Origin of the sequence: Sphingobium sp. EP60837, from assembly GCF_001658005.1 — a bacterium.
Lineage (GTDB): Bacteria > Pseudomonadota > Alphaproteobacteria > Sphingomonadales > Sphingomonadaceae > Sphingobium > Sphingobium tyrosinilyticum.
This window is the reverse complement of sequence record NZ_CP015986.1, coordinates 2064193-2086665: the sequence shown is the minus strand read 5'-3', so window position 1 is coordinate 2086665 and position 22473 is coordinate 2064193. Positions and strand designations below refer to the sequence as shown.

General features: G+C 64.2%; 28 protein-coding genes. 6 read left to right on the top strand and 22 right to left on the bottom strand.

What is annotated here, in order from left to right; all coding sequences use genetic code 11:
• The first annotated feature begins 50 nt into the window (after positions 1-50).
• Genes EP837_RS10115 through EP837_RS10105 form a run of 3 tightly spaced genes read left to right on the top strand, consistent with a single transcriptional unit; the run spans position 51 to position 1973 of the window.
• A complete protein-coding gene (locus tag EP837_RS10115) occupies positions 51-509 on the top strand; it encodes a tRNA (cytidine(34)-2'-O)-methyltransferase (protein WP_066527045.1) in 459 nt (152 codons plus the stop codon).
• Complete coding sequence (gene hemF, locus EP837_RS10110) at positions 506-1369, top strand: oxygen-dependent coproporphyrinogen oxidase (RefSeq protein WP_066527043.1); 864 nt, start codon at positions 506-508, stop codon at positions 1367-1369. Before EP837_RS10115 ends, hemF begins: the two co-directional genes overlap by 4 nt.
• Positions 1370-1373: 4 nt before the next feature.
• Positions 1374-1973, top strand: coding sequence for a GNAT family N-acetyltransferase (locus tag EP837_RS10105; RefSeq protein WP_066527041.1), 600 nt, complete (start codon positions 1374-1376; stop codon positions 1971-1973).
• On the opposite strand, the gene EP837_RS10100 is transcribed toward EP837_RS10105, so the two are convergent.
• Positions 1955-2743 carry a glycerophosphoryl diester phosphodiesterase membrane domain-containing protein gene (locus EP837_RS10100; RefSeq protein WP_066527039.1) on the bottom strand — a complete coding sequence of 263 codons (789 nt, stop codon included), beginning with the start codon at positions 2741-2743 and terminating at the stop codon, positions 1955-1957. The genes EP837_RS10105 and EP837_RS10100 overlap by 19 nt on opposite strands.
• A 76-nt stretch (positions 2744-2819) precedes the next feature.
• Here EP837_RS10100 and lipB point away from each other — a divergent pair, with 76 nt between their 5' ends.
• The 3 genes from lipB (at position 2820) to EP837_RS10085 (ending at position 4656) form a co-directional block, all read left to right on the top strand.
• Positions 2820-3524, top strand: a complete 705-nt coding sequence (gene lipB, locus EP837_RS10095; protein WP_066527037.1) for a lipoyl(octanoyl) transferase LipB — start codon at positions 2820-2822, stop codon at positions 3522-3524.
• Between the two features lie 58 nt (positions 3525-3582).
• Complete coding sequence (locus tag EP837_RS10090) at positions 3583-3873, top strand: hypothetical protein (protein ID WP_066529155.1); 291 nt, start codon at positions 3583-3585, stop codon at positions 3871-3873.
• 93 nt (positions 3874-3966) lie between these two features.
• A complete protein-coding gene (locus tag EP837_RS10085) occupies positions 3967-4656 on the top strand; it encodes a hypothetical protein (protein WP_066527035.1) in 690 nt (229 codons plus the stop codon).
• Between the two features lie 202 nt (positions 4657-4858).
• Here the strand turns inward: EP837_RS10085 and queE are convergent, their stop codons facing one another.
• The 21 genes from queE to EP837_RS09980 form a co-directional block, all read right to left on the bottom strand.
• Positions 4859-5506, bottom strand: a complete 648-nt coding sequence (queE, locus tag EP837_RS10080) for a 7-carboxy-7-deazaguanine synthase (protein WP_066527029.1) — start codon at positions 5504-5506, stop codon at positions 4859-4861.
• A 12-nt stretch (positions 5507-5518) separates the two neighbouring features.
• Positions 5519-6211 (bottom strand): 7-cyano-7-deazaguanine synthase QueC, encoded by a 693-nt coding sequence (gene queC, locus EP837_RS10075; protein WP_066527025.1) that lies wholly within the window; start codon positions 6209-6211, stop codon positions 5519-5521.
• A 44-nt stretch (positions 6212-6255) separates the two neighbouring features.
• Positions 6256-6666 carry a DUF3617 domain-containing protein gene (locus EP837_RS10070; RefSeq protein ID WP_066529154.1) on the bottom strand — a complete coding sequence of 137 codons (411 nt, stop codon included), beginning with the start codon at positions 6664-6666 and terminating at the stop codon, positions 6256-6258.
• A 150-nt stretch (positions 6667-6816) separates the two neighbouring features.
• Positions 6817-7725, bottom strand: coding sequence for an Hsp33 family molecular chaperone HslO (gene hslO / locus EP837_RS10065; RefSeq protein ID WP_225870535.1), 909 nt, complete (start codon positions 7723-7725; stop codon positions 6817-6819).
• A 177-nt stretch (positions 7726-7902) separates the two neighbouring features.
• A complete protein-coding gene (gene argF / locus EP837_RS10060; RefSeq protein WP_066527017.1) occupies positions 7903-8832 on the bottom strand; it encodes an ornithine carbamoyltransferase in 930 nt (309 codons plus the stop codon).
• A gap of 142 nt (positions 8833-8974) precedes the next feature.
• Positions 8975-10168, bottom strand: coding sequence for an aspartate aminotransferase family protein (locus tag EP837_RS10055; protein ID WP_066527016.1), 1194 nt, complete (start codon positions 10166-10168; stop codon positions 8975-8977).
• A gap of 196 nt (positions 10169-10364) precedes the next feature.
• Complete coding sequence (locus tag EP837_RS10050) at positions 10365-10760, bottom strand: flagellar export chaperone FliS (protein WP_066527015.1); 396 nt, start codon at positions 10758-10760, stop codon at positions 10365-10367.
• Positions 10761-10778: 18 nt separating this feature from the next.
• Positions 10779-12179 (bottom strand): flagellar filament capping protein FliD, encoded by a 1401-nt coding sequence (gene fliD / locus EP837_RS10045; protein ID WP_066529153.1) that lies wholly within the window; start codon positions 12177-12179, stop codon positions 10779-10781.
• Between the two features lie 95 nt (positions 12180-12274).
• Positions 12275-12730, bottom strand: coding sequence for a hypothetical protein (locus tag EP837_RS10040; protein WP_066527014.1), 456 nt, complete (start codon positions 12728-12730; stop codon positions 12275-12277).
• 79 nt (positions 12731-12809) lie between these two features.
• Positions 12810-13946 carry a flagellar type III secretion system protein FlhB gene (flhB, locus tag EP837_RS10035; protein ID WP_066527007.1) on the bottom strand — a complete coding sequence of 379 codons (1137 nt, stop codon included), beginning with the start codon at positions 13944-13946 and terminating at the stop codon, positions 12810-12812.
• A 3-nt stretch (positions 13947-13949) separates the two neighbouring features.
• The gene (fliR, locus tag EP837_RS10030) at positions 13950-14732 is read right to left on the bottom strand and encodes a flagellar biosynthetic protein FliR (RefSeq protein WP_066527006.1); all 783 of its coding nucleotides are present in this window, start codon (positions 14730-14732) and stop codon (positions 13950-13952) included.
• Positions 14729-15001, bottom strand: coding sequence for a flagellar biosynthesis protein FliQ (gene fliQ, locus EP837_RS10025; RefSeq protein ID WP_066527003.1), 273 nt, complete (start codon positions 14999-15001; stop codon positions 14729-14731). Before fliQ ends, fliR begins: the two co-directional genes overlap by 4 nt.
• A gap of 119 nt (positions 15002-15120) precedes the next feature.
• Positions 15121-16002: a flagellar type III secretion system pore protein FliP gene (fliP, locus tag EP837_RS10020; RefSeq protein WP_225870534.1), complete on the bottom strand. Its 882-nt coding sequence runs from the start codon at positions 16000-16002 to the stop codon at positions 15121-15123.
• Between the two features lie 7 nt (positions 16003-16009).
• Positions 16010-16276 (bottom strand): FliO/MopB family protein, encoded by a 267-nt coding sequence (locus EP837_RS10015; RefSeq protein ID WP_021236401.1) that lies wholly within the window; start codon positions 16274-16276, stop codon positions 16010-16012.
• Positions 16277-16360: 84 nt separating this feature from the next.
• On the bottom strand, positions 16361-16699 hold the full coding sequence (gene fliN / locus EP837_RS10010; protein WP_066527001.1) for a flagellar motor switch protein FliN: 339 nt from the start codon (positions 16697-16699) through the stop codon (positions 16361-16363).
• Positions 16696-17580 carry a flagellar motor switch protein FliM gene (locus tag EP837_RS10005; RefSeq protein ID WP_066527000.1) on the bottom strand — a complete coding sequence of 295 codons (885 nt, stop codon included), beginning with the start codon at positions 17578-17580 and terminating at the stop codon, positions 16696-16698. Before EP837_RS10005 ends, fliN begins: the two co-directional genes overlap by 4 nt.
• A gap of 52 nt (positions 17581-17632) precedes the next feature.
• Positions 17633-18268, bottom strand: coding sequence for a flagellar basal body-associated FliL family protein (locus EP837_RS10000; RefSeq protein ID WP_066526993.1), 636 nt, complete (start codon positions 18266-18268; stop codon positions 17633-17635).
• A gap of 26 nt (positions 18269-18294) precedes the next feature.
• The gene (locus tag EP837_RS09995) at positions 18295-20124 is read right to left on the bottom strand and encodes a flagellar hook-length control protein FliK (RefSeq protein ID WP_082919600.1); all 1830 of its coding nucleotides are present in this window, start codon (positions 20122-20124) and stop codon (positions 18295-18297) included.
• Position 20125: 1 nt separating this feature from the next.
• The gene (locus EP837_RS09990; protein ID WP_066526990.1) at positions 20126-20551 is read right to left on the bottom strand and encodes a hypothetical protein; all 426 of its coding nucleotides are present in this window, start codon (positions 20549-20551) and stop codon (positions 20126-20128) included.
• Complete coding sequence (locus EP837_RS09985; RefSeq protein ID WP_066526988.1) at positions 20548-21876, bottom strand: FliI/YscN family ATPase; 1329 nt, start codon at positions 21874-21876, stop codon at positions 20548-20550. Before EP837_RS09985 ends, EP837_RS09990 begins: the two co-directional genes overlap by 4 nt.
• A complete protein-coding gene (locus EP837_RS09980; protein ID WP_066529147.1) occupies positions 21873-22451 on the bottom strand; it encodes a FliH/SctL family protein in 579 nt (192 codons plus the stop codon). Before EP837_RS09980 ends, EP837_RS09985 begins: the two co-directional genes overlap by 4 nt.
• Between the last annotated feature and the right edge of the window lie 22 nt (positions 22452-22473).

The following is a 22473-nucleotide window of genomic DNA, read 5'->3' as shown; positions in this document are numbered from 1 at the left end:
CAATTTGGCCAAGCCTATGACAATTTGCCCTGCTGCATTATGGGCGGGCCATGCGTATTGCCCTTTACCAACCCGAGATCGCGGGGAATGTCGGCGCCATATTGCGCCTTGCCGCCTGTTTTTCCGTGCCTGTGGACATCATCATGCCGATGGGATTCGCCTTTTCAGACGCCCGGCTGAAGCGCGCGGCTATGGACTATGGCGCGGCGGCCGAGGTGACCCGGCACTCGAATTTCCAGGCATTTGACGAGCTTCGCCGTGCACAGGGCCGCCGCCTGGTGCTGATGAGCAGTCATGCGTCCCACCCCCTGCCCGAGGTGAATTTCCAGGGCGACGACATATTGCTGATGGGGTCGGAAAGCGCGGGCGTGCCGGATGCCGTGCGCGACATGGCGGACCTGCGCGTACGAATCCCGATGGCGCCGGGCTTCCGATCCTTGAACATCGCCGTTTCGACGGGCATCGCCGTCGCAGAAGCTCTTCGCCAGACTGGACAATTTCCGCAATGACCCTCTCTCTCGACCCCAAGCAGCAAGCTGCCCGCACCTGGTTCGAATCACTGCGCGACCGCATTTGCGCCGAGTTCGAGGCGATCGAGCGGGAGGCGGGAAGCAATGCGTCCTTCATCTATACGCCGTGGGACCGCGAAGCGGCCGGCCTGACGCCCGGCGAAGGCGGCGGGGGCGTGCGCGGCGTCATGAAGGGCAAGATTTTCGAGAAGGTCGGCGTCAATGTCTCGACCGTCGCGGGGGAGTTCGCGCCCGAGTTCGCAAAGACCATTCATGGCGCCGACGAAAGCCCCGCCTTCTTCGCCACCGGAATCAGCCTGGTCGCGCATATGGCCAATCCGCATGTGCCCGCCGTCCACATGAACACGCGCTATCTGGTTACGTCCAAAAGCTGGTTCGGCGGCGGGGCGGACCTCAACCCCCCTCTACCGCGCGAAGAGGATACGGCGCATTTTCATGCCGAGCTGCAGGCAGCCTGCGACGCGCATGATGCGGACTATTATCCCCGCTTCAAGGCTTGGGCCGACGACTATTTCTTCATCCCGCACCGGGGCGTTCATCGCGGCGTCGGGGGCATTTTCTACGATCATCTGGAATGTACGGATGACGCTGGGTTCGAGGCGAATTTCGCCTTCACTCGCGCGGTCGGTGACGCGTTCCTGAAAGCCTTTCCGCCGATCGTGCGGCGGCGGATGGGCGAAAGCTGGGCGGATGAAGATTACCGGACGATGCTGGAATGGCGCGGCCGCTATGCGGAGTTCAACCTGGTGCATGACCGGGGCACGCTGTTTGGCCTGAAGACCGGGGGCAATATCGACGCCATATTGATGAGCCTGCCGCCGATGGCGAGCTGGAGCTGAGGCCGTGGGCCTGACGCCCGTCGCCAATGACCAGATCGCGACGATCGTCACGCATCTGGAGATGGTCGAGCGGCCGAAGCCAGCGCCTATCCCGCCCGCGCCGCTGCGACTCGTGCCGTGGAAGCAACCTGCCCCGGACGCCTATCGCGCGCTGTTCCGGCGCGTGGGGGAACCGTGGCTGTGGTTCTCACGGCTGGTGATGAGCGACAAGGAACTGTCCGCGATCATTCATGATCCTGCGGTCCAGATATTCGCCGTCACCGACCCGCGCGGGGTGGAAGTGGGCTTGCTGGAGCTGGATTTCCGCACCCTGCCCGACTGTGAACTGAGCTTCCTCGGCTTCATTCCTGAACTTACCGGCAAGGGATTCGGCAAATGGCTGATGGCGCAGGCAAAGTCGCTCGCCTGGCGCAAGGATGTACGCCGTTTCTGGGTGCATAGCTGCACGCTGGACAGTCCGGGGGCGCTCGGTTTCTACAGGCAAGCGGGGTTCGTGCCGTTCAAGCGCGAGGTGGAGGTCTTTCCCGACCCGCGCCTGACTGGGCTGCTAAGCCGGGACGCCGCGCCGCATGTGCCGGTGCTGGGTCAGCCGGCCTCGGCCTGACGGTAGAGGCGGGCGAGCATCACCAGCATATAGACTTGCACCACCGTTGACACGACGGCCGCCGCGATCCCGCCGGTGAGGCGCGCGCCCTCCGCTCCTGCGACGAGGCGTCCGACCAGGCCGAAGATCACCTGCGCCGCCGAGCCGACGATGGCTGACAGCAGCGTCAGCACCAGGATGAAGCCAAGCAGTCGCCAGAAATGGCCGCGGGTCAGCGCCCAGCTATGCCGCAGCGAGGCAGAGACCCCTTCCTTGCCATCGATCACGACAGGATTGAGCAACAGCAGGCGGACGCTGCCGAACAGCATCACGCCGCCCAGACCAAGGCCCAGCAGCATGGCCAGCGCAGCGCTTGCGGCCTTGGCGACGAACGAGATGGCGACCACTATGATCATCCCGACGATCGCGACGCCCAGCAGCACGCCGACCACTGTGAGCGCCGTGCCCAGCAGAACGGGCAAGCGGGAGAGGCTCAAGCGCAGCGCTTCGCCGACGCTGATCCCCGGCCGCAGCGCCAGCGCGAACAGGGCGAGCGAGCCGAACCAGATGATGATGACGCCGATCAGCATGGACAGCCCGAAGCTGAATGGAACGTCGGGCAAAGCGCCTTTCTCCATGGTCCAATTGGCGAGTTCCGGCGGGGTCATTTCCTGAAGGATGAGGCCGGGCAGCGCGACGAACAGCAGGGCGACCGGGAACAGCAGGCTGCGTTCGCGCGCGACGAAGGCGACCGCTTCTTCCCATGCCTTGCCGATCGACATCACCGTCATATCTTCGCCTTAGTTATCGTGCGGAAAATCGCGGAGGAGACTTGATCGCTCCCCTCGCCCAAGTCAAGGAAGCGCCATGTCATCGCCCTCTCCCGCTCCTGCCGGCGCTCAGCAGATTGAATGGCGGGTGGATTCCGCACCGGTCGATTATCCGGCCGCGCTTGCCGACATGGAGGCGCGGGCGGCGGCGATCTTCGAAGGCCGGGCGCGCGAGCGCGTCTGGCTGCTCGAACATCCGCCGCTTTATACCGCGGGGACGAGCGCCCATCCCGCGGAGCTGATTGACCCGCGCTTCCCGGTCCATGAGGCGGGGCGCGGGGGGCGCTATACCTATCATGGGCCGGGGCAGCGGATCGGCTATCTTAACATCGACCTGCGGGAGCGGGGCAAGGATGTGCGCAACTTCGTCCATCATCTGGAAGGGTGGATGATCGATGCGCTAGCGGATCTGGGCGTCGCGGCGCGGCGGGCCGACGGGCGGATCGGCATCTGGACCGACGATCTTGACGGGCGAGAGGCGAAGATCGGCGCGCTCGGCATCCGAGTGCGGCGCTGGGTGACGCTGCATGGATTTTCGATCAATGTGGACCCCGATCTATCGCATTTCGGGGGCATTGTGCCGTGCGGGCTGGCGGAATATCCGGTCACCAGCCTTGCGGCGCTGGGGAAGACAGCGTCGATGGCTGCTTTGGACGCCGCGCTTGAGGCGCATTTTCCAGCTTTTCTCAGCCGATTGCGGCGCTGCGGCGCGGGGGTTGAGCAATGCGGAACTGGCGGCTAGGGTCTGCGCTTTCGCCGGGTGGGGGGCCGCCGGGCTTGAGGATGTTTGGGAGACCCGGATGCGTGGCAACGCAAGGATGATCTTTACCGCCCTGTTGCTGGCGGGCTGCGCGGCTCTGGCGGGGTGCGGCAAGGACGACAAGAGCAGCAACGCGGTGCAGATGAAGGATCTGGAGGTCGTGGACGGCACTACCACCGACGCCATGACGGACCTGGACGGCGTGCAGAGCGAAGTGCCCGCCGCGTCTTTGCCGTCCGCTGGGGGAAATAACAGCGCCGCCGCCGCGCCCAAGCCGGAACCGGCGGCCAACGCCACGCCGGGCGAGACGGAAGTGCTGTCGGATCAATAGAAGGAGCGAGGCGTTCAGGCGCAATACAGGCGCCGCGGACAAGGCATATCATAACAGAAAGCCTGCTCGATCGTCGTTCACAAAGGGGAAGCCATGACATCCTGTTCCACCCTGCGCCGGATCGTTTCCGGGCTGATGCTAGCCGCCGCGCCCATCATTGCGCAGCCGGCCGCCGCCCAATTCTTCTGGTCGCCGCCTGATTTCTCCACGCCGCCGCTGACCGATGCGGAAGCCGCGACGGCGTTGGGCCTACCGGGCGCCACGGCGGAGGAAATCCGCGCCGGGCTGGTGTGGAACCTGCGCGCGGCGCTGAACGTCGCGGCGCTGCAGTGCCAGTTTGAGCCGACGCTGCTGTCGATCAGCAACTATAATGCAATGATCGCGCACCATGACGCCGAACTGGACGCGGCGCAGGCGGCGCTGCTGGGCTATTTCCAGCGGACGGTGGGCAAGGGCAAGCCGGGCCAGGCGGCGGCGGACCAATATGGCACGCGCATCTATTCGGGCTATTCAACGGTGCAGGCGCAGCGCGGTTTCTGCCAGGCGGCGGCGCTGGTCGGACGCCAGGCGATCTTCGCCAATCGCGGCTCGCTCCATGATGTCGCGCGTACCGGACTTGGCTCGATCAAGAAGTCGCTGGTGCTGGCGGGCGAGCAATTTTACGGCGATCCGGGGCGGAGCTATTCGCTGGTCCTGCCTTCCTTCGACAAGAAATGCTGGAAGAAGGACAAGCTGCGGCCGGAATGCCAAGTGGCGTATAATCAGCAGGTTGGGGCGCAGTAAGGACCGCGCCTTAAACCTTACCTCCGTTCTCGCTGTTGGAAGTGGAAGGGCTTTTCTTCTCTTGAGGTGGTGAAGGGCTTCGACAGGCTCAGCCCGAACGGGGTGTGCTTCGGGCCATTTGCGTGGTTCTTCAACCACCGTCCACCTGCATATTGTTTCTCGACTTCGCTCGAAACGAACGGAGGTCGGGGACAGGCGGGCTTCAGCGCAGCCCGAGATATTTGTGGGATTGAAGGCTTAGGCGCCAGCGCGGGCGGGCCATCACCAGGTCGATGGCGGCCTGCATGTTGGCGGTGGCGTTCGGGTCGTCGAGCGGCTGGATCAGCAGATGATCGAAGGCCCAGCCTTCCATCGCCTGCACATCGGCGAGGCTGTGCCCTGCGCCCGGCTGCGGCCAGACCAGCTTCAGTTCGTTGCCGCTACGCTGAACGACCTCGCTGCCCGCCTTGGGGCTGATGCAGACCCAATCGATAGCCGGATGCGCGGCGATGGTGCCGTTGCTTTCGATCGCGATCGTGAAGCTGCGGGCATGGAGGGCGTCGATTAGGGCGTCATCGATCTGCAGCATCGGCTCGCCGCCGGTGAGGACGATATAGCGCCCCTCCTCCCCTTCACCCCAGAAAGCGAGCGCAGCATCGGCCAGCGATGCAGCATCGGCGAACTTGCCCCCGCCATCGCCATCGGTGCCGACGAAGTCGGTGTCGCAGAACTGACAAACAGCCTTGCGCCGGTCCTCTTCCCGGCCGGTCCAGAGATTGCATCCGGCAAAGCGCAGGAAGACGGCGCGGCGGCCGCTATGCACTCCTTCGCCCTGAAGGGTCAGGAACATTTCCTTGACGGCATAGGTCATCCGCCCTGCCCCTTACGGCCTTGCCGCATAGCGGGTGGGATCGGGCAGGCCAGCCTCCTCGAACCCCTTGGACCGCAGGCGGCAGCTGTCGCATAGGCCGCAATGCTGATCGTTCGGGGCAGGATCATAGCAGGACCAGCTGATCCCGGCATCGAGGCCCAGGCGATGGGCTTCGCGGACGATATCGGCCTTGCTCATATGCTGGAGCGGCGCATTGATGCGGATAGGATGTCCTTCCACCCCGGCCTTGGTCGCGAGCGCGGCCATCTTCTGAAAGGCGTCGATAAATTCTGGCCGACAGTCGGGATAGCCCGAATAATCGAGGGCGTTGACGCCGATGAAGACGTCATTGGCGCCCGACACTTCGGCAAGACCTAGCGTCAGCGACAGGAAGATGGTGTTACGAGCGGGTACATAGGTGTTGGGGATTCCCGCGCCGACGCCGCCCTTGGGCACTGATATGTCCGCCGTCAGCGCAGAGCCGCCGAAAGCGGTAAGATCGAGCGGCAGGACGATGTGGCGGATCGCGCCCAGTGCCGAGGCGACACGGGCCGCCGCGCTCAGTTCGACACGATGCCGCTGGTTATAATCGATCGTCAGCGCGAAGACATGATAGCCCGCCTCGCGGGCGAGCCCGCCCGCGACCATCGAGTCGAGCCCGCCCGACAACAGGACGACAGCGAATTTCCCTTTATTGGCAGCCATAGGCCCGCGCTACCGCCCCTAACGGCTCGGCGCAAGTCGTCGGGTCAGTGACAGGCGCCGATCCGCCGCGCTTCCATGCTGAAGGAGAAAGGCGCGCCGTCGGCCACGCCCTGCGAACGGATTTGCACCAGACGCGGCGTTTCGATCCGGATGTCAGTGCGTCCTCCGCCCGCGCCGGCGCAGTCATAGCTGATCGCCAGCCGTTTCGCGCTTTCGTCCACCGTCAGCCTTTTGCAGCTGTTGCGGGCATGGCGTAGCTGGATCAACTGCCGCATGTCAGCAAGGCAGATATTGCGGACGCCGCCCCTTTCCCCTTCCTCCGGCCGTTCACGCAATTCCCATTCGCCCGGCTCAAGCCCCTTGAGCGGTGGCGCGGAGAGTGCCTGGGACGCGGTCGGAGATGCGGCGATCAGCATCGTAACGGCCACGCGCAAGGCGTGCAGACCTGTCGTCATTCGATAGCCCCCGTCTTTCATCGCGAACTCCGGAGCAGCTTGCCGCATGCATGGTAGCTTCCCTAGCCTCCATACACCTCATCACGGCTATTTGATAACGCCAGCCCCCGCAGGCGCATCAAGCTGTTCCGAAATCGCAATAAATTCCTGTCAGCCTTGCATGAAGCTGTCCAGCGAAACCGGGAAGAGTCGCGAGCAAAAGGCGCAATCGACCCCGATGACGCCCTGCTCATCGGCCATCTGCGCACGTTCTTCCGCCGGGAAGCGGCCGATGACGCTACGGATATGGGCAAGGTCGCAGCGGCAACCCTTGGTCAGATCGACAGGTTCGGTGACGCGCACCGCCTCTTCCTCATGGAACAGGCGCCAGACGATGTCGGTCAGCGGCAGGGCTTCGTCGGTCAGTTCCTCGTCCTTGAGGGTCACGGCCAGCGCCTGCACATGTTCCCATTCGGGATGATCATGCCGGGTGTGCAACCGTTCACGGCCGACCTCGCCCTCGGGCAAATGCTGGAGCATCATGCCAGCGGCAAAGCAGCCCTGGCCAGCTTCGTGACGAACAGCGATCTGCACGACGCTCGGGATCTGTTCGGATTGGAAGAAATAATGTTCCGCGGCATCAGCCAGCGAATCGCCGTCGAGCGGCACGATGCCTTGATAGCGTTCGCCGGTCACCGCCTGGTCGAAGGTGATGGCCAGATAGCCCTTGCCGAACAGGCCGAACAGCGTCGGATCGGGGCCAAGTTCGGCCAGCCGATCGGCATCGAACTTGGCATAACCGCGCACTTCGCCGCCCTTGTAATCAGCGACGAGCAGTCTGACGACGCCATTTTCGGTCTGCGCCTGGAGCGTCAGCTGTCCGTCCACATCCTTGAGCGTGGAGCCGAGCAATGCCGCGAGAACCAGCGCTGAGGCGAGCAGCCGCTCAATCGGGGGCGGGTAGCTGTGCGCGGCCAGCACATCGTCGAGCACCGGGCCCAAGCGCAGGATGCGGCCGCGCGCATGGCGCGAGGGGATGGTGAAACCCAGGGCCTGGTCGATATGAGTAGTCGAGTTCAAGTCAGGCTCCATTCAACCCCGCAAAGGGCGATTGTAAAAAATCCATCGGGCGCGAGAATCCTACGAAGAACCGTCATGCCGAACCGCAGGTCAGCGCAGCGAAACATGTTCAACATGACGACTGCGGATAGGCGGTCTCGTCAGTTGCCGCTCTAGATAAGACGCGTCATCCGAAACTCAACCGAGGCGGTGCGCAGCCCAGAGCAGAACCGACTTTTGCGCATGGATACGGTTTTCCGCCTCGTCCCAGATCACCGATTGCGGGCCATCGATCACTCCGGGCACCACTTCCTCCCCACGGTGGGCGGGCAGGCAGTGGAGGAACTTTGCCCCGGGCTTCGCCTTCGCCATCAATTCGGGCGTCACCTGATAGGGCATCATCGCCTTCAGCTTTTCGTCGGCATGCGCCTGGCCCATGGAAATCCAGGTGTCCGTAACGACCGCATCGGCGCCCGCGACGGCGGCAACGGGATCTCGGGTGAGCGTGATGCCTGCGCCCAGCGCCTGCGCTTCCTTGATGAAGGCGTGATCGGGCTCATAGCCTTCGGGCACGGCGATTCGGACGTCGAACTTGAACAGGCCCGCGGCCTCTATGATCGAGTGAAGCACATTGTTGCCGTCGCCCAGCCATGCCCATTGGCTTCCCGGCAGCGCCAGGCCATGCTCCACCACTGTCAGAAGGTCGGCGGCGATCTGGCACGGGTGGGACAGGTCGGTCAGGCCGTTGATGACCGGGACGGTCGCATGGCGGGCCATTTCCTCGATCTTTCCATGATCATCGGTGCGGATCATGATCATGTCGCACATGCGGCTGAGGACGCGCGCGGTGTCCGCGATGGTTTCGCCCCGGCCGAGCTGACTGGTCGCGCCGTCGAGGATAAGTGACGTGCCGCCAAGCTGGCGGATCGCCATGTCGAAGCTGACGCGGGTGCGGGTCGAGTTCTTCTCGAAGATCATCGCCAGCGTATGGCCTGCGAGCGGCGCGTCGGCGTCGGCCTTGCCCTTGGGCAAACCCTTGCGCACGGCTTTGCGGTCGATGGCGTCGCTGATCATGGCGGCGAGAGCATCGCCGCCGGCGTCGGACAGGTTAAGGAAATGTCTGGTCATAGGGATATCCCCTTTCATCACCCCCGTTCGCGCTGAGGGGGACTGAGCTTGTCGAAGGCCCGTATCGAAGCATTCACAAACCCAGTCTCTCGATACGCCATTTCGACAGGCTCAATGGCTACTCAGGACGAACGGCGATTGTTCAGGCCGCGGCCGCCTCCGCAAAGCTGCGCGCACCGGCGGACAGCTTTTCGATACATTCGGCGACATGGCTTTCATCGATGACGAGCGGTGGCAGGATACGCACGACATTCTGGCCCGCCCCGACCGTCAGCAGCCCGTGATCGTCGCGCAGATGCGCCACGAAGCTACGCGAATCCACATCATCCTTGAGCTTGACGCCGAGCATCAGGCCAAGCCCACGCACATCTTCGAACATGTCGTGGTTGGGGATGAGCTGCTCCAGCGCCGAGCGCAGGCGCGCGCCGATGCTGTTTACATGGTCGAGAAAGCCGTCGCCCAGCACTTCGTCCAGCACGGCCATGCCCACCGCCATGGCGAGCGGATTGCCGCCATAGGTCGAACCATGAGTGCCGAACACCATGCCCTTGGCCGCTTCCTCGGTCGCGAGGCATGCGCCAAGCGGGAAGCCCGCGCCGATGCCTTTCGCGACGGCCATGATGTCGGGCGTCAGGCCATATTGCTCATAGGCGAAGAAGGTGCCGGTACGGGCATAGCCGCACTGCACTTCGTCGAGGATCAGCAGCATGCCCTGTTCGTCGCACAGCTTGCGCAGGCCGGAGAGGAACTCCTGGGTTGCGGGCGTCACGCCGCCTTCGCCCTGCACGGTTTCGACCAGGAAACCGGCCGTGTTGTCATCGACCGCCGCGGTGGCCGCTTCAAGGTCGTTGAACGGCACCACGGTGAAGCCGGGCAGCAGCGGTTCGAAGCCGTCGCGCATCTTGGGCTGGCTGGTCGCGGAAATCGTGCCCAGCGTCCGGCCGTGGAAGGCATTGTCGAAGCTGATGATCTTGTGCCGGTGCGCCTGCCCATTGGCATAATGGTAACGGCGCGCGGTCTTGATCGCGCACTCGACCGCCTCCGCGCCCGAATTGGTGAAGAAGACCGTGTCGGCGAAGGTCGTATCGACCAGCCGCTGCGCGAACTTCTCCCCCAGCGGCATGCCGTAGAGGTTCGACGTGTGCATCAGCGTCGCAGCCTGATCGGCGATCGCCTTCACCAGCTTGGGATGGCCATGGCCGAGCAGATTGACCGCGATGCCGCTGGCGAAATCGAGATAGCGTTCGCCACGCTCGCCGATCAGATAGCAGCCCTCGCCTCGCACCGGGCGGACATCGCACCGGGGGTAAACGGGCATGAGCGGCGTAATCGACATGGTGGCCCTCCCTTCGCTGGGCTGATGCAAAAAGTTCCAAAACGCAAAAAGGCGGCCCCCGCCGGGCCGCCCTTTGCGAGCGTCGCCTATACTAGCGCCGCCGGGGTGGTGCAAGTCTGCTGAAAGCCTGTCTTCCCCCCTAGAGTTCCGCCCGATTTCTCGACTGCGCTCGAAATGAACGGAGGTTGAGGCGCCCCTACGCGATCTGGTTCCAGGCGTCGGCAATCTCGGCGATGATGTCCCGGGCCTGCTCGGCATGTTCGGCCGAACGCTCCTTGGCGCTCAGCAACAGCAGACGGCGGGCTTCGCGGTAGATTTGGGCGAGCCCCGTGGCGATGTCGCCGCCCTTGTCGAAGTCGAGGCTGGATTCGAGCGCGATCAGGATCGACATGGCGCGCGCCTGCTTATCGGAAACCTTGAGGCGGTCGTTATTCCGTTCGGCGAGCGCGGTGGCTTCCAGCGCGATCAGCAGTTCGTCGAACAGCACCTTGACCAGCGCATGGGGCGTCGCGCCTTCGATCCGGCTGCCCGAATGCACCGCCGCATAACGGCGCGCCGCGTTGGCGCCTGCATAACCCTGAGAGTAGAACATCTTATCTGACCCCTATTATCAATTATCGCTCTTGGTCCACATGGCGACCTGCTGCTCAAGATAGGTCTGTGTCGCCTTGAACGCTGAAAGCCGCTTCTCCATCGCGGTGTAAACCTTGGAAAGCTGCGCCTGGTAATCGGTCATCTGATCATTGAGCTTGTCGAGCTGCTCCTTCAGATCATCGCCCAGCTTTTCATATTTTGCCTTCGCCGTGGCGAGCGGCCCGTCCTTCTGCTGGATCTTGTCACGGACGCTGTCCATGAGGCCCGCAAGGCCCGGCGTCGTGTCCGACTTGACCGCCGGATTGAGCATCTGGGTGATGCCGGCGGCGTCTGCGACCAGCGCCTTGTCGAGCGCTTCGGTGTCCAGCTTCAGCGTGCCGTCGCGGTTGGTGCTCACCCCTATGGAGGACAGCGTCTTGTAAGTGCCGCTGGTTGCGAGAACCGTGGAGGTCATCTGCGACAGCTGTCGCTTCATGTCGCGGATCGATGCTTCGCCGTTCAGCACGCCTGCGCTGGACGAATCCGCGCCTTTCGCCGTCGCGCTGTTCAGCGCCTTCATCAGCGTGTTGTAGGCATCGACGAACTCGACCATCAGGTCGCGCATCGACGTAGTCGGCTCGGTGGAGGCGAGCGTCACGCTGGTGCCGGGCGCAGCCTTGTTGAGGTCGATGCGCAGGTTGGCGATGGCCGTATCGACCGTATTGCTGGAATAATGTTGCTCGACGCCGTCGAGCAGAATGATCGCGTCCTTGGCCTGGACCTGGCGGGTCATGCCGCCGGTCGCGCCGTCCCAGGTGAAGGCGTCGAGCGCCGTGCTCGCCGATGTGTTGGTGAAGGTGAAGCTGTTTGCCGCGCCGGTCGCGCCCTTCATGACGAGGCGCGTGCCTTGGTTGTCGGTGATGACGCTGGCGGTGACGCCCGTCCCGGCTGCGTTGATCGCGGCGGCGAGGTCGGCATAGGTGGCGTTGGCCGCAAGCGTGATCGGCACTGCCGCGCCTGCGCCGACTTTCAGCGAAAAGCTGCCCGCACCAAGCTGCGTGGAAGCAGTCGCCCCCACCACCGGCGCGGATGAGATCGTCTGCGCGGCGGCGAGCTGCCGCACTTCAAGTTGGGCAGGCAGCTTTGGCACGCCGCCGGGCAGCAGGCTGACGGCGGCGATGCTGGGATCATTGGAGGCAGGCGAGCCGGCAAACCCCGTTCCGGCGAGCAGGCTGTTCAACGCATCGGCGAAGGTGTCGAGCGAACTGGAGGCAGACCCCAGCGCCGAAATCCTGGCATTGTTGGTGGTCTGCCGGTCGGTAATGACCTTCTGCTTGGGATCGCGCGCGGCGCTTACCAGGCTGGTGACCAACGCGCTGGTGTCGATACCCGATCCAATGCCGAGGGCCGTCGCTATGCTGCCGCTTACCGAGGTCATCATCCGTCCTTTCGAAAGTGAGAACGGCTCTAGGGCGAAGACCTTTAGGAAAGATTTTGATGGTTAAGAAAGATCGCCCGCACAGGCGATCTTACTCAGTTCCCGGTCGAAAGCAGCTGATCGACGGTCCCACGCTTCAGATGCGCCTGCGCCGCATGGGCGTAGCTCGCCTGCTCCGCGATACGCTTGCCCAGCATCACCGCGCTTTCGACGGCTTCCCTGGATGCGGGCGGCAACGGAACCAGAATGATCGGTGCGGGCAGCAGTGACTGGAGTTCCGCCTCTGCGCCTTCAATGGTCGGGGCGCTGGCGGCCGAGCGCAGGTCCGCGAGAATATCGGCGACCTTGGCATGCACCTTTGCATATTCCGCGGCGCTGGCGAGATCATCTTCCGAAAGATCTGCGCCGATTTCGCCTTCATGGGGCTTGCCCGCATGCGGATCGACGCCTTGCTGCGCTGTTACCGGCTGGACCGCGGGCACGGCCGAAGGCGCACGGGCCTTAGCCCGATCAACCTGCGTTAAGTCGCTCCGCGAAACATATTCGTTCATGACGCACCATCCTAATGCGTCCCCGTGAAGATATTACGGTCAGCGATGCCTAAGATTTAGTTCACCTTGATGCTTTTTTTCAGACCTTCCGTCCGTCCGCGTCGAAGCGCAGATCGTCGGGCACATTGATGAAGGGCCGATCCATCTCGCCCGCCATCCGGTTTTCGACCCGGAAGACGAAGGCCAGCACGGTGGCGACCGCCATATAGAGCCCTTCATTGACGATCTGCCCAGCCCGCGAGGTGAAATAGATGGCGCGAGCCAGATCGGGATATTGAAGGACGGTAACGCCATTCTGGTCCGCCAGTTCGCGGATGGCGGCGGCGATCGCGTCGCATCCCTTCGCCACCACGACCGGCGCGGTATCCTGACCGGGCTTGTAGCGCAGGGCGACGGCGAAATGGGTCGGGTTGGTGATGATGACGCTGGCTTCGGCTACCGCCTTGCGCGTCGATCCGCTCAGCACCTCGAACTGGCGCCGTCGGATATGGCCCTTCAGTTCGGGCGAGCCTTCGCTTTCCTTATTTTCGTCCTTGATGTCCTGCTTGCTCATGGCGAGCCGCTTGGACCTCTGCATGATTTGCGCGGGCACATCGATACCGGCGATCAGGAACAGCCCCCCCGCCATGATCAGGCAGGTCATGATGAACATATTGCCGAGGTCGGACATGGCCGGGGCAAGGCCCGACGACCCCAGGCCGATGATGGCGGTCAGCCGGTCCCAGATCAGCCAGACCCCGATCGATCCCAACAGCGCCACCTTGGCGATGGATTTCATCAGTTCGATCAGGCCCTGAATGCCGAAGATGCGCTTGAGGCCAGCGGCTGGATTGAGCTTCGATGCCTTGGGCGCAAAGGCGCCGGGACGGAAACCGAACGAGCCCAGGATCGCCGGCCCGGCGATCGCCGCGAGCGTGGTCGCCAGCAATATGCCGCCAACCGGCAAGGCAATGCCGGTCAGCAGGCTCATGCCACGCGCAGCCGGGGCGAAATCCATGATGTCCTCGCGCCGGAACCGCAGCGCTTCGATCAGCATCTGGGACAGCGATTCGACGACCGACGGTCCGGTGACCGCGATCCAGCCGATGCCCGCCATGACGACGAGCGCCGTCGCCAGTTCCTTGGATTGGAGGATGTCGCCTTTCTTGGCGGCATCCTCCAATTTCTTCTGGGTCGGCTTTTCGGTCTTTTCGCCGCCACCGTTGCTGCCGGACATGGTTCAGCGCCCTTCCGCGATTGACTGAGCCTGGTCGAGCCCAGCCTTGAGCGCAGCGGTCAGTCCCTCCCCCATCACTGGCGCGGCAATGGCCAGCAAAATGAGGCCCGCCATCACCGCGACGGGCATGCCCACCGCGAAGAGGTTGAGCGAGGGCGCGCTACGCGCAAGCATGCCCATGATGATCTGCACCAGCACCAGCGCAAAGCCGACGGGCAGCGCCACGGTGACGCCCGCGCCGAGGAGCGAACCGCCAAACTGGACCAGATGCCACACCGCATCGTTGCTCATCATTGCGCCGCCGGGGGGCATCGCCTTGTAGCTTTGCACCACGAAGCTGGCGAGCATCAGATGGCCGTCCATACCCAGCAGCAGGAAGGTGGCGAGAATGGAGAGGAAGGTCCCCACCGCCTGCGTCGCCTGACCCGATGACGGATCGACCATCGCGGCGAAGTTCAAACCCATGGCGTTGCCGATCGTCTCGCCCGCCACGAAGGCGGCGGCATAGCCGATCTGCACCGCAAAGCCCATTGCGAGCCCGGCCAGCACTTCGCCCGCCACCATCATGATGCCCTCAAAGCTGGCGACGCCGTCATGCGGCAGCTGGATGGTGACGCTGTTGAGCGCGGCAAGGCCAAGGGCGAGCGAGAGGATGAAGCGCAACGGCAGCGGCACGGCGGGGGCGCCGAATACGGGCGCCGCGATGAAGGCCGCGCCGGGACGGATCATGGCGATTAGCCAGATCCACAGCTGCGTCTCCACATTCGCGAAGCCCGGTGCGATCATTGGAGCAGGTCCGGGATGCGTTCGAATATCTCGCGGGTGAAATCGGCGATCAGGACCAGGATCGATCCGCCGAACAGCACCAGCATCGCGCCCACGACGATGATCTTGGGAATGAAGCTCAACGTCTGTTCGTTGATCGAGGTGGCGGCCTGCACCATGCCGATGAGTACGCCCGCGATCAGCGCAGGGATCAGGATGGGCGCCGCAGCGAGCGCCGTGATCCAGAGCGCCTGCTGGGCGAGGCCCATGAAGAAGTCGGCATTGTCCATGGGCTAAACGCCTCGCCCCGTTCGCCCTGAGCCCATCGACCCGTCAGGGCGGCGAAGCCAACGGCGCGCGCGTGCTTCGACAGGCTCAGCACGAACGAGGGTGGAGGGTCGGTTTCCCATCATGTCGCAAACGACCCAGCCAGCGACCCCATCGTCAGCGCCCATCCATCCACCAGCACGAACAGCAGCAGCTTGAACGGCATGGAAATGATCGTCGGCGACAACATCATCATGCCTAGCGCCATCAGCGTGGAGGCGACGACAAGGTCGATGATGAGGAATGGCAGGAAGATCATGAAGCCGATCTGGAAGGCGGTCTTCAGCTCACTGGTCACGAAGGCGGGCAGCAGGATCGAGAAGGGAATGTCGGCAGGCGAGCGGAAGGCGGGCGCTTCGGCGAGGTTGGCGAACAGCTTGAGGTCCGTCTCGCGTGTCTGCTTGGTCATGAAGCCGTGCAGCACCTTACCCGACCGGCCGACCGCTTCCTCGACACTGATCTGACCCTTTCCATAGGGATCGAATGCCTGCGCGTTGATCTGGTCGATGGCTGGCCGCATCACGAACAGCGACAGGAACAGCGAGAGGCCGACCAGCACCTGATTGGGCGGCGTCTGTTGCAGGCCGAGCGCCTGGCGCAGCAGCGACAGGACGATGATGATACGGGTGAAGCTGGTCATCATGAGCACGAGCGACGGCAGAACCGACAGCAAGCTCATGAGGACGAGTATCTGCAAGGACAGCGACAGCGAACGGCCGTCGCCCGAAATCTGGCCCATGGCGCGGGTCAGCGCGCCGCCATTATCGACAGGTGCGGTAGGAGCAGCCTGCGCGGCCGCCTGGGCCAGAGCGGGGGTGGCATGAAGGAGGCAGGAAAGCAGCGCAACGGCCGCAATCACAACCGCCCAAACAACCCACTTCCGTTCGCCCTGAGCGTGTCGAAGGGTGCGCGCTTCGACATTCGATAGAGACAGCTGGCTCATTCGGACGGCGCGAACGGACATGGAAATCTCAGCGCCCGGCACGATAGGGATCGCCTTCCGCGATCTTTTCGATCCGGCCGCGGGTGACGGACAGGAGGATCTTCTTGCCCTCGAACTCGACGACGGCGAGCTTGCCGAAGGTGCCGAGCGGCAGCGCCTCCAGCATTTTGAGCGACCGGCCGTCCTGGCCCGCCATCATGCCGGGCTGATATTTGCGCCACAGCCAGAGCGCGCCGAAGGCCATTCCGCCAACAAGCGGCAACAGGATCAGCAGTTTGACGAAATACCAGAACATGGGGCGCAGTCCGCAATGATGGTTAATCGTCTTTCCGAATCAGAAAGATCGGCGCGCAGCAAGGGAAAAGCGCGAACCGCGCGATCAACCGCGCCGTTCGACCCCGGCAAGGCGGCTTTCGGCGGCGGCGATATCGACGATGCGGACGCCATAGCGGCCATTCACCGTCACCACTTCACCCTTCGCGATGAGCGCGCCATTGACCATGATGTCGAGCAGATCGTCGGCCTGGCGATCCAGTTCCACGATGCTGCCTTCCGCCAGATCCATGACCTCCGCCAGACGGAGCGAAGTGGAGCCGACCTCCACGGACATGCGGACGGGAATGTCGGCCAGCAGGCGGAACTGGCGGTTGTTCGCCATCCGGCTGCCCCCTTCATCGCCGAAGCCGTCGATACGGGGCGCTTCGCTCATGTCGCTCATTGTTCAGGTCCTTGTGAAAGCTTTTCTATTTGGAATGCGGCGCGGCCGTCCTGGTCGCCGATCGATCCATGGGCGACGATGCGGTCCCCCACGATCAGCGGCAGGCTGCGGCTGATGGTCACCGGAATAATATCGCCGGCCTTCAACTGCATGAGGTCGGCGAGCGAGAGATTGGGCCGCGCCAGCACGGTGCGGGCAGGCAGGCGGATGTCGCGCATGCGGTTGGCGACGCGGGCTTGCCAGATCGGATCGGTGCGCTCCTCGTCGGCTGGAGCCTTGGCCCCCATCAGCGGCTCGACGGCGCGCAGCGAGGACAGCGGGAACAGCAGGTCGATGGGCCATTCCTGATCGCGCGCGATGCTCAGCATGAAGCGTTGCAGCACCATCTGCTCGCCGGGTTGAGCCGCAGAGGCGAAACCGATGCCGGCTTCACGGATGATGAGCCCCGGCTCCAGCGGCAGGATGTCGGCCCAGCTATCGACGAGGCGGGCAATCAGCCCTTCGGAGATGCGACTGATCAGCCGATCTTCGGTCGGCGTGAACTCGCCGCGCGCGGGCAGCGGCCGGTTGCCAAGGCCGCCATAAAAGCAATCGACAAGGGTCGAGATCATGGCCGCATCGATGCGCAGCAGCATCTGCCCCTTGAGCGGCGCGATGCGATAGACGCCGATGCTGGTGAAGGCCGGGACGTCAGCCGACCAGGTGGCGAAGTCCAGCACCCGCGCATCGGCCACGCCGACATGCGGGCGGACGCCGGAGATCGGCTCGATGAGGGCGCGCAAACGCCGGCCGAGCTTTTCGCCCAGCCGGTCCAGCCCCGACAGCATCTGTGGTGTCTGCGATTCCCCTCGCCCGAAGGCGTAGGTCTGAACGTCGTTCATGATAGTCCCCTGCCCGAGCGGGTCAGGGGACTTCCCGACCTTTCAGGCACCCCTATTGAATAACGAAATTGGTAAAATAAACGTTATCTACGCCGCCATAACCGGTCTTTTGCTTCAAAACATCGTTGATGACGCCCTTGATCCGGCCCTGAAGCTGGCGTTTGCCCTCTGGCGTCGCGAGCATCGTCTCGGGCTGCTGGGCGAGCAGCATCAGCACCTGGCTGCGAATCGCCATCTCATGCGTCTTGATCGCCTCGATCACGCGCAGGTCGTAATAGGTCGATACGGCGACCGAAATCTGCGCGAAGGCGTCCGTGTCCGACATGTTGGATGTGAAGGGCGCCTGAAGCTGGAAATAGGTCGCCTGATAGGCCGCCGGATTGGCGGGCGTGGGCAGGTCGATGCCCTTGCCCGGGTGGGCAGGCGCATGCGCGCCGCCGCCACCTTCGCCATGCCCCTCGCCGCCCATGCCATGGGCCTTGGCGACTTCCTCAGCACTCTCGCCCGCCAGAACGAGAACCGGCTTGTTCGGATCTTCCTTCGGGCCTTCTTCCTTCGCACTGAAGAAACCGGCGGCATAAAGCCCGCCAGCCGTGCCAGCACCACCTAGGACCAGCGCGACGACGATCAGGAGGATCATCTTCATGCCTCCCCCCTTCTTTTTCTTCGCCTTCGCCTCGTCACTCATCTGCTGGTCCCCCGAATATCCTGGAATTAGGCGTAGCGCGCGCGCACCGCGTCCTGGGCGCGCGGCTGTGCATCCGCATGGTTAAGAACGGCAGGATCAGCGGAGCCTTTAGGACCAAAAGCGTTATTTTCACGACCTTGCCAGCGGCCCTGCTGGCCTTGGGGCTGACCCATATTCTGGTTGCTCTGCTGCCAGGCTGAAGCGGTCTGGGAGCCGTGCTGCTGCGGCTGTTGCTGCTGCGAGGAGGATTGGTTGCCCATGTCCGCGCGATGGGCTTCGGCCACCGGCGCCGCTCGCTCGACCCGGACGTCAGAAATGCGCACGGCGGCGAGACCTGCGTCCAGCTTCAGCCGGTCGCTATCCTGCCGCAGGGCAGCCTCGGCCGCTTCGCTGGCGACCGTCAGGCTGACGGCCGAGCCCTCGCTGCCTTGGCGGATATCCACCTGCACGGCGCCCAAATGGTGGGTGTCGATCTGGAACCGGCCCTGCGCGCCATTGGCGGACAGCCCTGCGATGTCGCGGGCGAGGCCGTCGATCCACTGGCCCGACACGCCCATGTCCACCATCTGCGCGCCAAGGCTGGCAGACAGGTCCACCGCCGGAGCCGATGATGCGGGGGGCAGCGTGGCTATGGGCGAGGAAGCGGCGCTGGACGTCACGGGCGCGGCGTCGAGCGGCTGCGCCGTCACGGAAAGGCTGGGCGGCGTATCGGCCTTCACTGGGGCAGGCTCGTCCTTTGCGGAAGCCGCGGCAGAAACCTGCGCGCCGACCCGCACGGATAGGCCGGATTGGCGCGCGGAAACCTGATCGCGCACCAGCTGGAGGAGAGAAATCGCCTCTGCCTTAACCGGCTTGCCGTTGAGGGCCGGTGCAGCAGATTGCTGGATTTGGGCCGGGATTGCGGGGCTATCGGCTGAGGGTTGATCCGGCTTGGCCGTGACGCTGGGTGACTCGGTTCGCGGTTGTTCGACGGGCGTCGATATTGGGGCTATGCGTGGGGCACCCTCTTCTGTTGAAGCCGCAGGCGTGGGCATGCGCGCGATAACCGGCTGAACGGCGGGCGCAGTTTCCTGCGCGGCGGCAAGCGGCTTATCGGCTTCGCCACGTTCGGCTCCCACCGCCGCTGGTGCAGGCGCTATGCCCTGCGAAGCGACAGGCGGCTTATCGGCCTCGCCACGCCGAATTTCGATCGCCACAGGCGTCGGCGCAACAGGGATTGCGGGCGTCAGCAGCGGTGCAGCATCGGGCATATCCGCCAGGGAGACCGCGACGTTGGTGCGGTCTTGGCTATCGGCGTCTCCTTCGCTCTCCGCCTCAACCGCGACCTCTACGTCGATTTCAGCTTGCACCGGAATGAAGGGGGCCTCTGGTGCGATCTCCTGCTTGTGAGGCGTCGGATGCACTTTGGCAGTCGCCTTGGTCTCAATGGCTTCGTCCGGCATTTCAGGGCTAGGCAGCGTGGCAATAGCTCCCTCACCTTCCGGTTCAGCCTCCCCCTCCGGCGCAGGCGGAAGGGCCGTGTCATGCTTGACCAATCCCAGGGCAAGGCCGGGCGGCAGCGAAGCGGGCGTACCCTTGCCTGCTGCAACCGCGACTGCGAGCCCGGCAGGCACATGGTCATGGCCTGGAGCATCGACATGCTGGTCGCCGTCCGTCCGAAAATCCGGAAGGGTCGCCGCCGCCTCGACTGGCGGCAGAGTGGGTGGGGAGGCGACATCGTTGGTCGCCGCTCCCGCGATCGACCCGCTCAGCATCGCGGCGAAGTCGGCCGTTTCCTGCCCCGTCTCCGCCACGGCAGCAGTCCCCGGCAGGGCCGAGGAGAAGAGCATTGCCTTGAGGCTGGAAAGCATGTTCATGTCAGACATCTCCTGTCCGCTGCATCCGGCGATAGCGCGGCAAGGCCGCCAATTTATTCTCGCGCCATTCTTCAAGGTGCGCGCGCGCGCGATCCTTCAGCTTTTCGGCGATTTCACGATCCCGATTGGTCACGAGACTGAGACCTTCCTTCACTTCAACCTTCCGGCGCGCATCATAAAGCGCGCCGTCCAACTGACGGCCCGCCTGTTCAAGACGACCCGCAAGTTCCTGCATCGCTCCAAAATTCGCGCCAGTTGCCATGCCGGGGTTGGAAAAAAGATCGCCGCGCACCCTGCGTAGCCGCTCTGCATTGCGTTCGATGCCATCCGCCTCGTCACGGGCGCGCGCGGTTTCGGCCACGGCCATGGCATGCTGGACATGGCGGACGCGTAAGACGCGCTGGCGGGTCTTGAGCGCGCCCTTCATGCGCCGAACTCAGCGATCAGCGCACCGGCGCTGGTGTTGAGGTCGATATGGCTTTTCTGATCCTGCCGGATGAAGTCGAGTATCTCCTGACGGCGCTGCACCGCTTCGTCGATCACCGGATCATTGCCGGGGCGGTAGGCGCCCATCAGGATGAGGTCACGATTTTCCTCATAAGCGGCCCAGAGGCGGCGATAGGAAGCAGCGGCAAAGCGATGCTCGTCCGGCACCACGTCCGCCATGACTCGCGAGAGGGACTTGCCGATGTCGATCGCCGGGAAGATCGCCTGTTCGGACAGATGGCGCGACAGGACGAAATGGCCGTCCACGATGGCGCGCGCGGCATCGACGATCGGATCGTCGGTATCGTCGCCATCGGCCAACACGGTATAAAGAGCGGTGATCGAGCCGCCAGTGCGGCTGTCCACCCCTGCCCGCTCCACCAGACGGGGGATAAGGGCCAGTGCGGAGGGCGGATAGCCCTTCATCGCGGGGGGTTCGCCCAGCGCCAGGCCGATCTCACGTTGAGCGTGGGCGCAGCGGGTCAGGCTGTCGATCAGCAGCAGCACCTTTTTGCCACGGGCGCGGAAATATTCGGCGATGGCGGTGGCGCGGGCGGCGGCGCGCAGGCGCAGCACCGGGGGATGGTCGGCGGGTACGGCGACGACGATCGACTTGTGCATCGCGCCCTTGAGCTTGGTTTCGAGGAAATCGCTGACCTCGCGGCCGCGTTCGCCGATCAGGCCCGCAACAACGATGTCGGCTTCGGCGCCCGCGATCATCTGGCCCATCAGGACCGACTTGCCGACGCCAGACCCTGCGATGATGGCAATGCGCTGGCCACGCCCGGCGGTCAGCAGCGCGTTGACCGCGCGCACGCCAAGGTCGAACGGCTCGGTGACACGGCCACGATCGAGCACATTTCCCTTGACGCCATTGAGCGGCCAGCTGCCCCCGCCGATGATAGGTCCCTTACGGTCCAGCGGTTGGCCCATGGCGTCGATGACGCGACCGATGAGGCCATCGCCCACCTGCACCATGGTCGCCTGGCTGTCCGGCTCGACCCGCGCGCCATTTTCCAGCGGCGCGTCGGCGTCCAACGGCACCAGCAAAGTCTTGTCGCCGCGAAAGCCCACGACTTCGGCGCGGCAGACGGTTCCGTCCGACGCGATGACCCGTGCGCCCGCGCCGATCGGCTTGCGGAAGCCGGTGACTTCCAGCATCCCGGCGTCATGACTGACCAGCCGGCCGACATGGCGCGGCTGGCGGTTCTGTACTTGAAGATGGTCAAACAGGCTTTCCGCCTGGGCTAGCGAGGCGCGGATCATGCCTTACCTTCCATATCGTCGAGCAGCGCGCGCAGACGCGAGAGGCGCACATCCGGGCCGTCCTCGACCCAGCCGTCAGCGGTTTCCAGCCGCACGCAACCGCGATGCATCGCCTCGTCACGAACCAGCCGCACGCCGATCGTCTCATCCTGCAACAGGGCGATATCGTCGGGATGCAGGTGCAGCGCGCCCTTAGGGTCATTATCCTCGATAAAGGCGGCGACGGTATCGCAACGCTGCAGCAGCCGTTCGATATCGATCTCGACCTCGCCGACGATCTGCTCGACCAGCCGGACGACAGTGGCCGACAACATGGTGGATAGCATCCCGCTGGGAGCAGGCGACAACAATTCGAGCGCCTCGGCCAAGCGGTTGCGCGCTTCGGCCTCCGCGGCCTGGGAGTCGCCAATCACGCGGCACCCTTCGTCAAACCCTTGGGCGAACGCCTCGATCCGGGCCTGTTCCAAAAGATCCTCGTCCGTCATCGGCGCGGCGGCGGCATCGTGCAAAGCCATGGCCGACATAGGGCCTTCGTTGAACAGGCTGCGAAAACCGCCGCTCTTCACCTGGCTCATGCCGCCGAGCGGGATGCTCGCG

What these genes read in the sequence shown, in the direction of transcription:
- EP837_RS10070 (WP_066529154.1), bottom strand. Translation starts at nt 6,666, where the DNA reads ATGACGACAGGTCTGCACGCCTTGCGCGTGGCCGTTACGATGCTGATC.
- fliR (WP_066527006.1), bottom strand. Translation starts at nt 14,732, where the DNA reads ATGATCGCACCGGGCTTCGCGAATGTGGAGACGCAGCTGTGGATCTGG.
- EP837_RS10005 (WP_066527000.1), bottom strand. Translation starts at nt 17,580, where the DNA reads ATGAACGACGTTCAGACCTACGCCTTCGGGCGAGGGGAATCGCAGACA.
- EP837_RS10055 (WP_066527016.1), bottom strand. Translation starts at nt 10,168, where the DNA reads ATGTCGATTACGCCGCTCATGCCCGTTTACCCCCGGTGCGATGTCCGC.
- EP837_RS09995 (WP_082919600.1), bottom strand. Translation starts at nt 20,124, where the DNA reads ATGAACATGCTTTCCAGCCTCAAGGCAATGCTCTTCTCCTCGGCCCTG.
- fliD (WP_066529153.1), bottom strand. Translation starts at nt 12,179, where the DNA reads ATGACCTCGGTAAGCGGCAGCATAGCGACGGCCCTCGGCATTGGATCG.
- fliQ (WP_066527003.1), bottom strand. Translation starts at nt 15,001, where the DNA reads ATGGACAATGCCGACTTCTTCATGGGCCTCGCCCAGCAGGCGCTCTGG.
- EP837_RS10085 (WP_066527035.1), top strand. Translation starts at nt 3,967, where the DNA reads ATGACATCCTGTTCCACCCTGCGCCGGATCGTTTCCGGGCTGATGCTA.
- argF (WP_066527017.1), bottom strand. Translation starts at nt 8,832, where the DNA reads ATGACCAGACATTTCCTTAACCTGTCCGACGCCGGCGGCGATGCTCTC.
- EP837_RS10050 (WP_066527015.1), bottom strand. Translation starts at nt 10,760, where the DNA reads ATGTTCTACTCTCAGGGTTATGCAGGCGCCAACGCGGCGCGCCGTTAT.
- EP837_RS10090 (WP_066529155.1), top strand. Translation starts at nt 3,583, where the DNA reads ATGCGTGGCAACGCAAGGATGATCTTTACCGCCCTGTTGCTGGCGGGC.
- EP837_RS10100 (WP_066527039.1), bottom strand. Translation starts at nt 2,743, where the DNA reads ATGACGGTGATGTCGATCGGCAAGGCATGGGAAGAAGCGGTCGCCTTC.
- EP837_RS10015 (WP_021236401.1), bottom strand. Translation starts at nt 16,276, where the DNA reads ATGTTCTGGTATTTCGTCAAACTGCTGATCCTGTTGCCGCTTGTTGGC.
- EP837_RS09990 (WP_066526990.1), bottom strand. Translation starts at nt 20,551, where the DNA reads ATGAAGGGCGCGCTCAAGACCCGCCAGCGCGTCTTACGCGTCCGCCAT.
- fliP (WP_225870534.1), bottom strand. Translation starts at nt 16,002, where the DNA reads ATGTCCGTTCGCGCCGTCCGAATGAGCCAGCTGTCTCTATCGAATGTC.
- EP837_RS10000 (WP_066526993.1), bottom strand. Translation starts at nt 18,268, where the DNA reads ATGAGTGACGAGGCGAAGGCGAAGAAAAAGAAGGGGGGAGGCATGAAG.
- queC (WP_066527025.1), bottom strand. Translation starts at nt 6,211, where the DNA reads ATGGCTGCCAATAAAGGGAAATTCGCTGTCGTCCTGTTGTCGGGCGGG.
- hemF (WP_066527043.1), top strand. Translation starts at nt 506, where the DNA reads ATGACCCTCTCTCTCGACCCCAAGCAGCAAGCTGCCCGCACCTGGTTC.
- fliN (WP_066527001.1), bottom strand. Translation starts at nt 16,699, where the DNA reads ATGAGCGACATGAGCGAAGCGCCCCGTATCGACGGCTTCGGCGATGAA.
- flhB (WP_066527007.1), bottom strand. Translation starts at nt 13,946, where the DNA reads ATGTCCGGCAGCAACGGTGGCGGCGAAAAGACCGAAAAGCCGACCCAG.
- EP837_RS10040 (WP_066527014.1), bottom strand. Translation starts at nt 12,730, where the DNA reads ATGAACGAATATGTTTCGCGGAGCGACTTAACGCAGGTTGATCGGGCT.
- EP837_RS09985 (WP_066526988.1), bottom strand. Translation starts at nt 21,876, where the DNA reads ATGATCCGCGCCTCGCTAGCCCAGGCGGAAAGCCTGTTTGACCATCTT.
- EP837_RS09980 (WP_066529147.1), bottom strand. Translation starts at nt 22,451, where the DNA reads ATGAGCCAGGTGAAGAGCGGCGGTTTTCGCAGCCTGTTCAACGAAGGC.
- EP837_RS10115 (WP_066527045.1), top strand. Translation starts at nt 51, where the DNA reads ATGCGTATTGCCCTTTACCAACCCGAGATCGCGGGGAATGTCGGCGCC.
- lipB (WP_066527037.1), top strand. Translation starts at nt 2,820, where the DNA reads ATGTCATCGCCCTCTCCCGCTCCTGCCGGCGCTCAGCAGATTGAATGG.
- queE (WP_066527029.1), bottom strand. Translation starts at nt 5,506, where the DNA reads ATGACCTATGCCGTCAAGGAAATGTTCCTGACCCTTCAGGGCGAAGGA.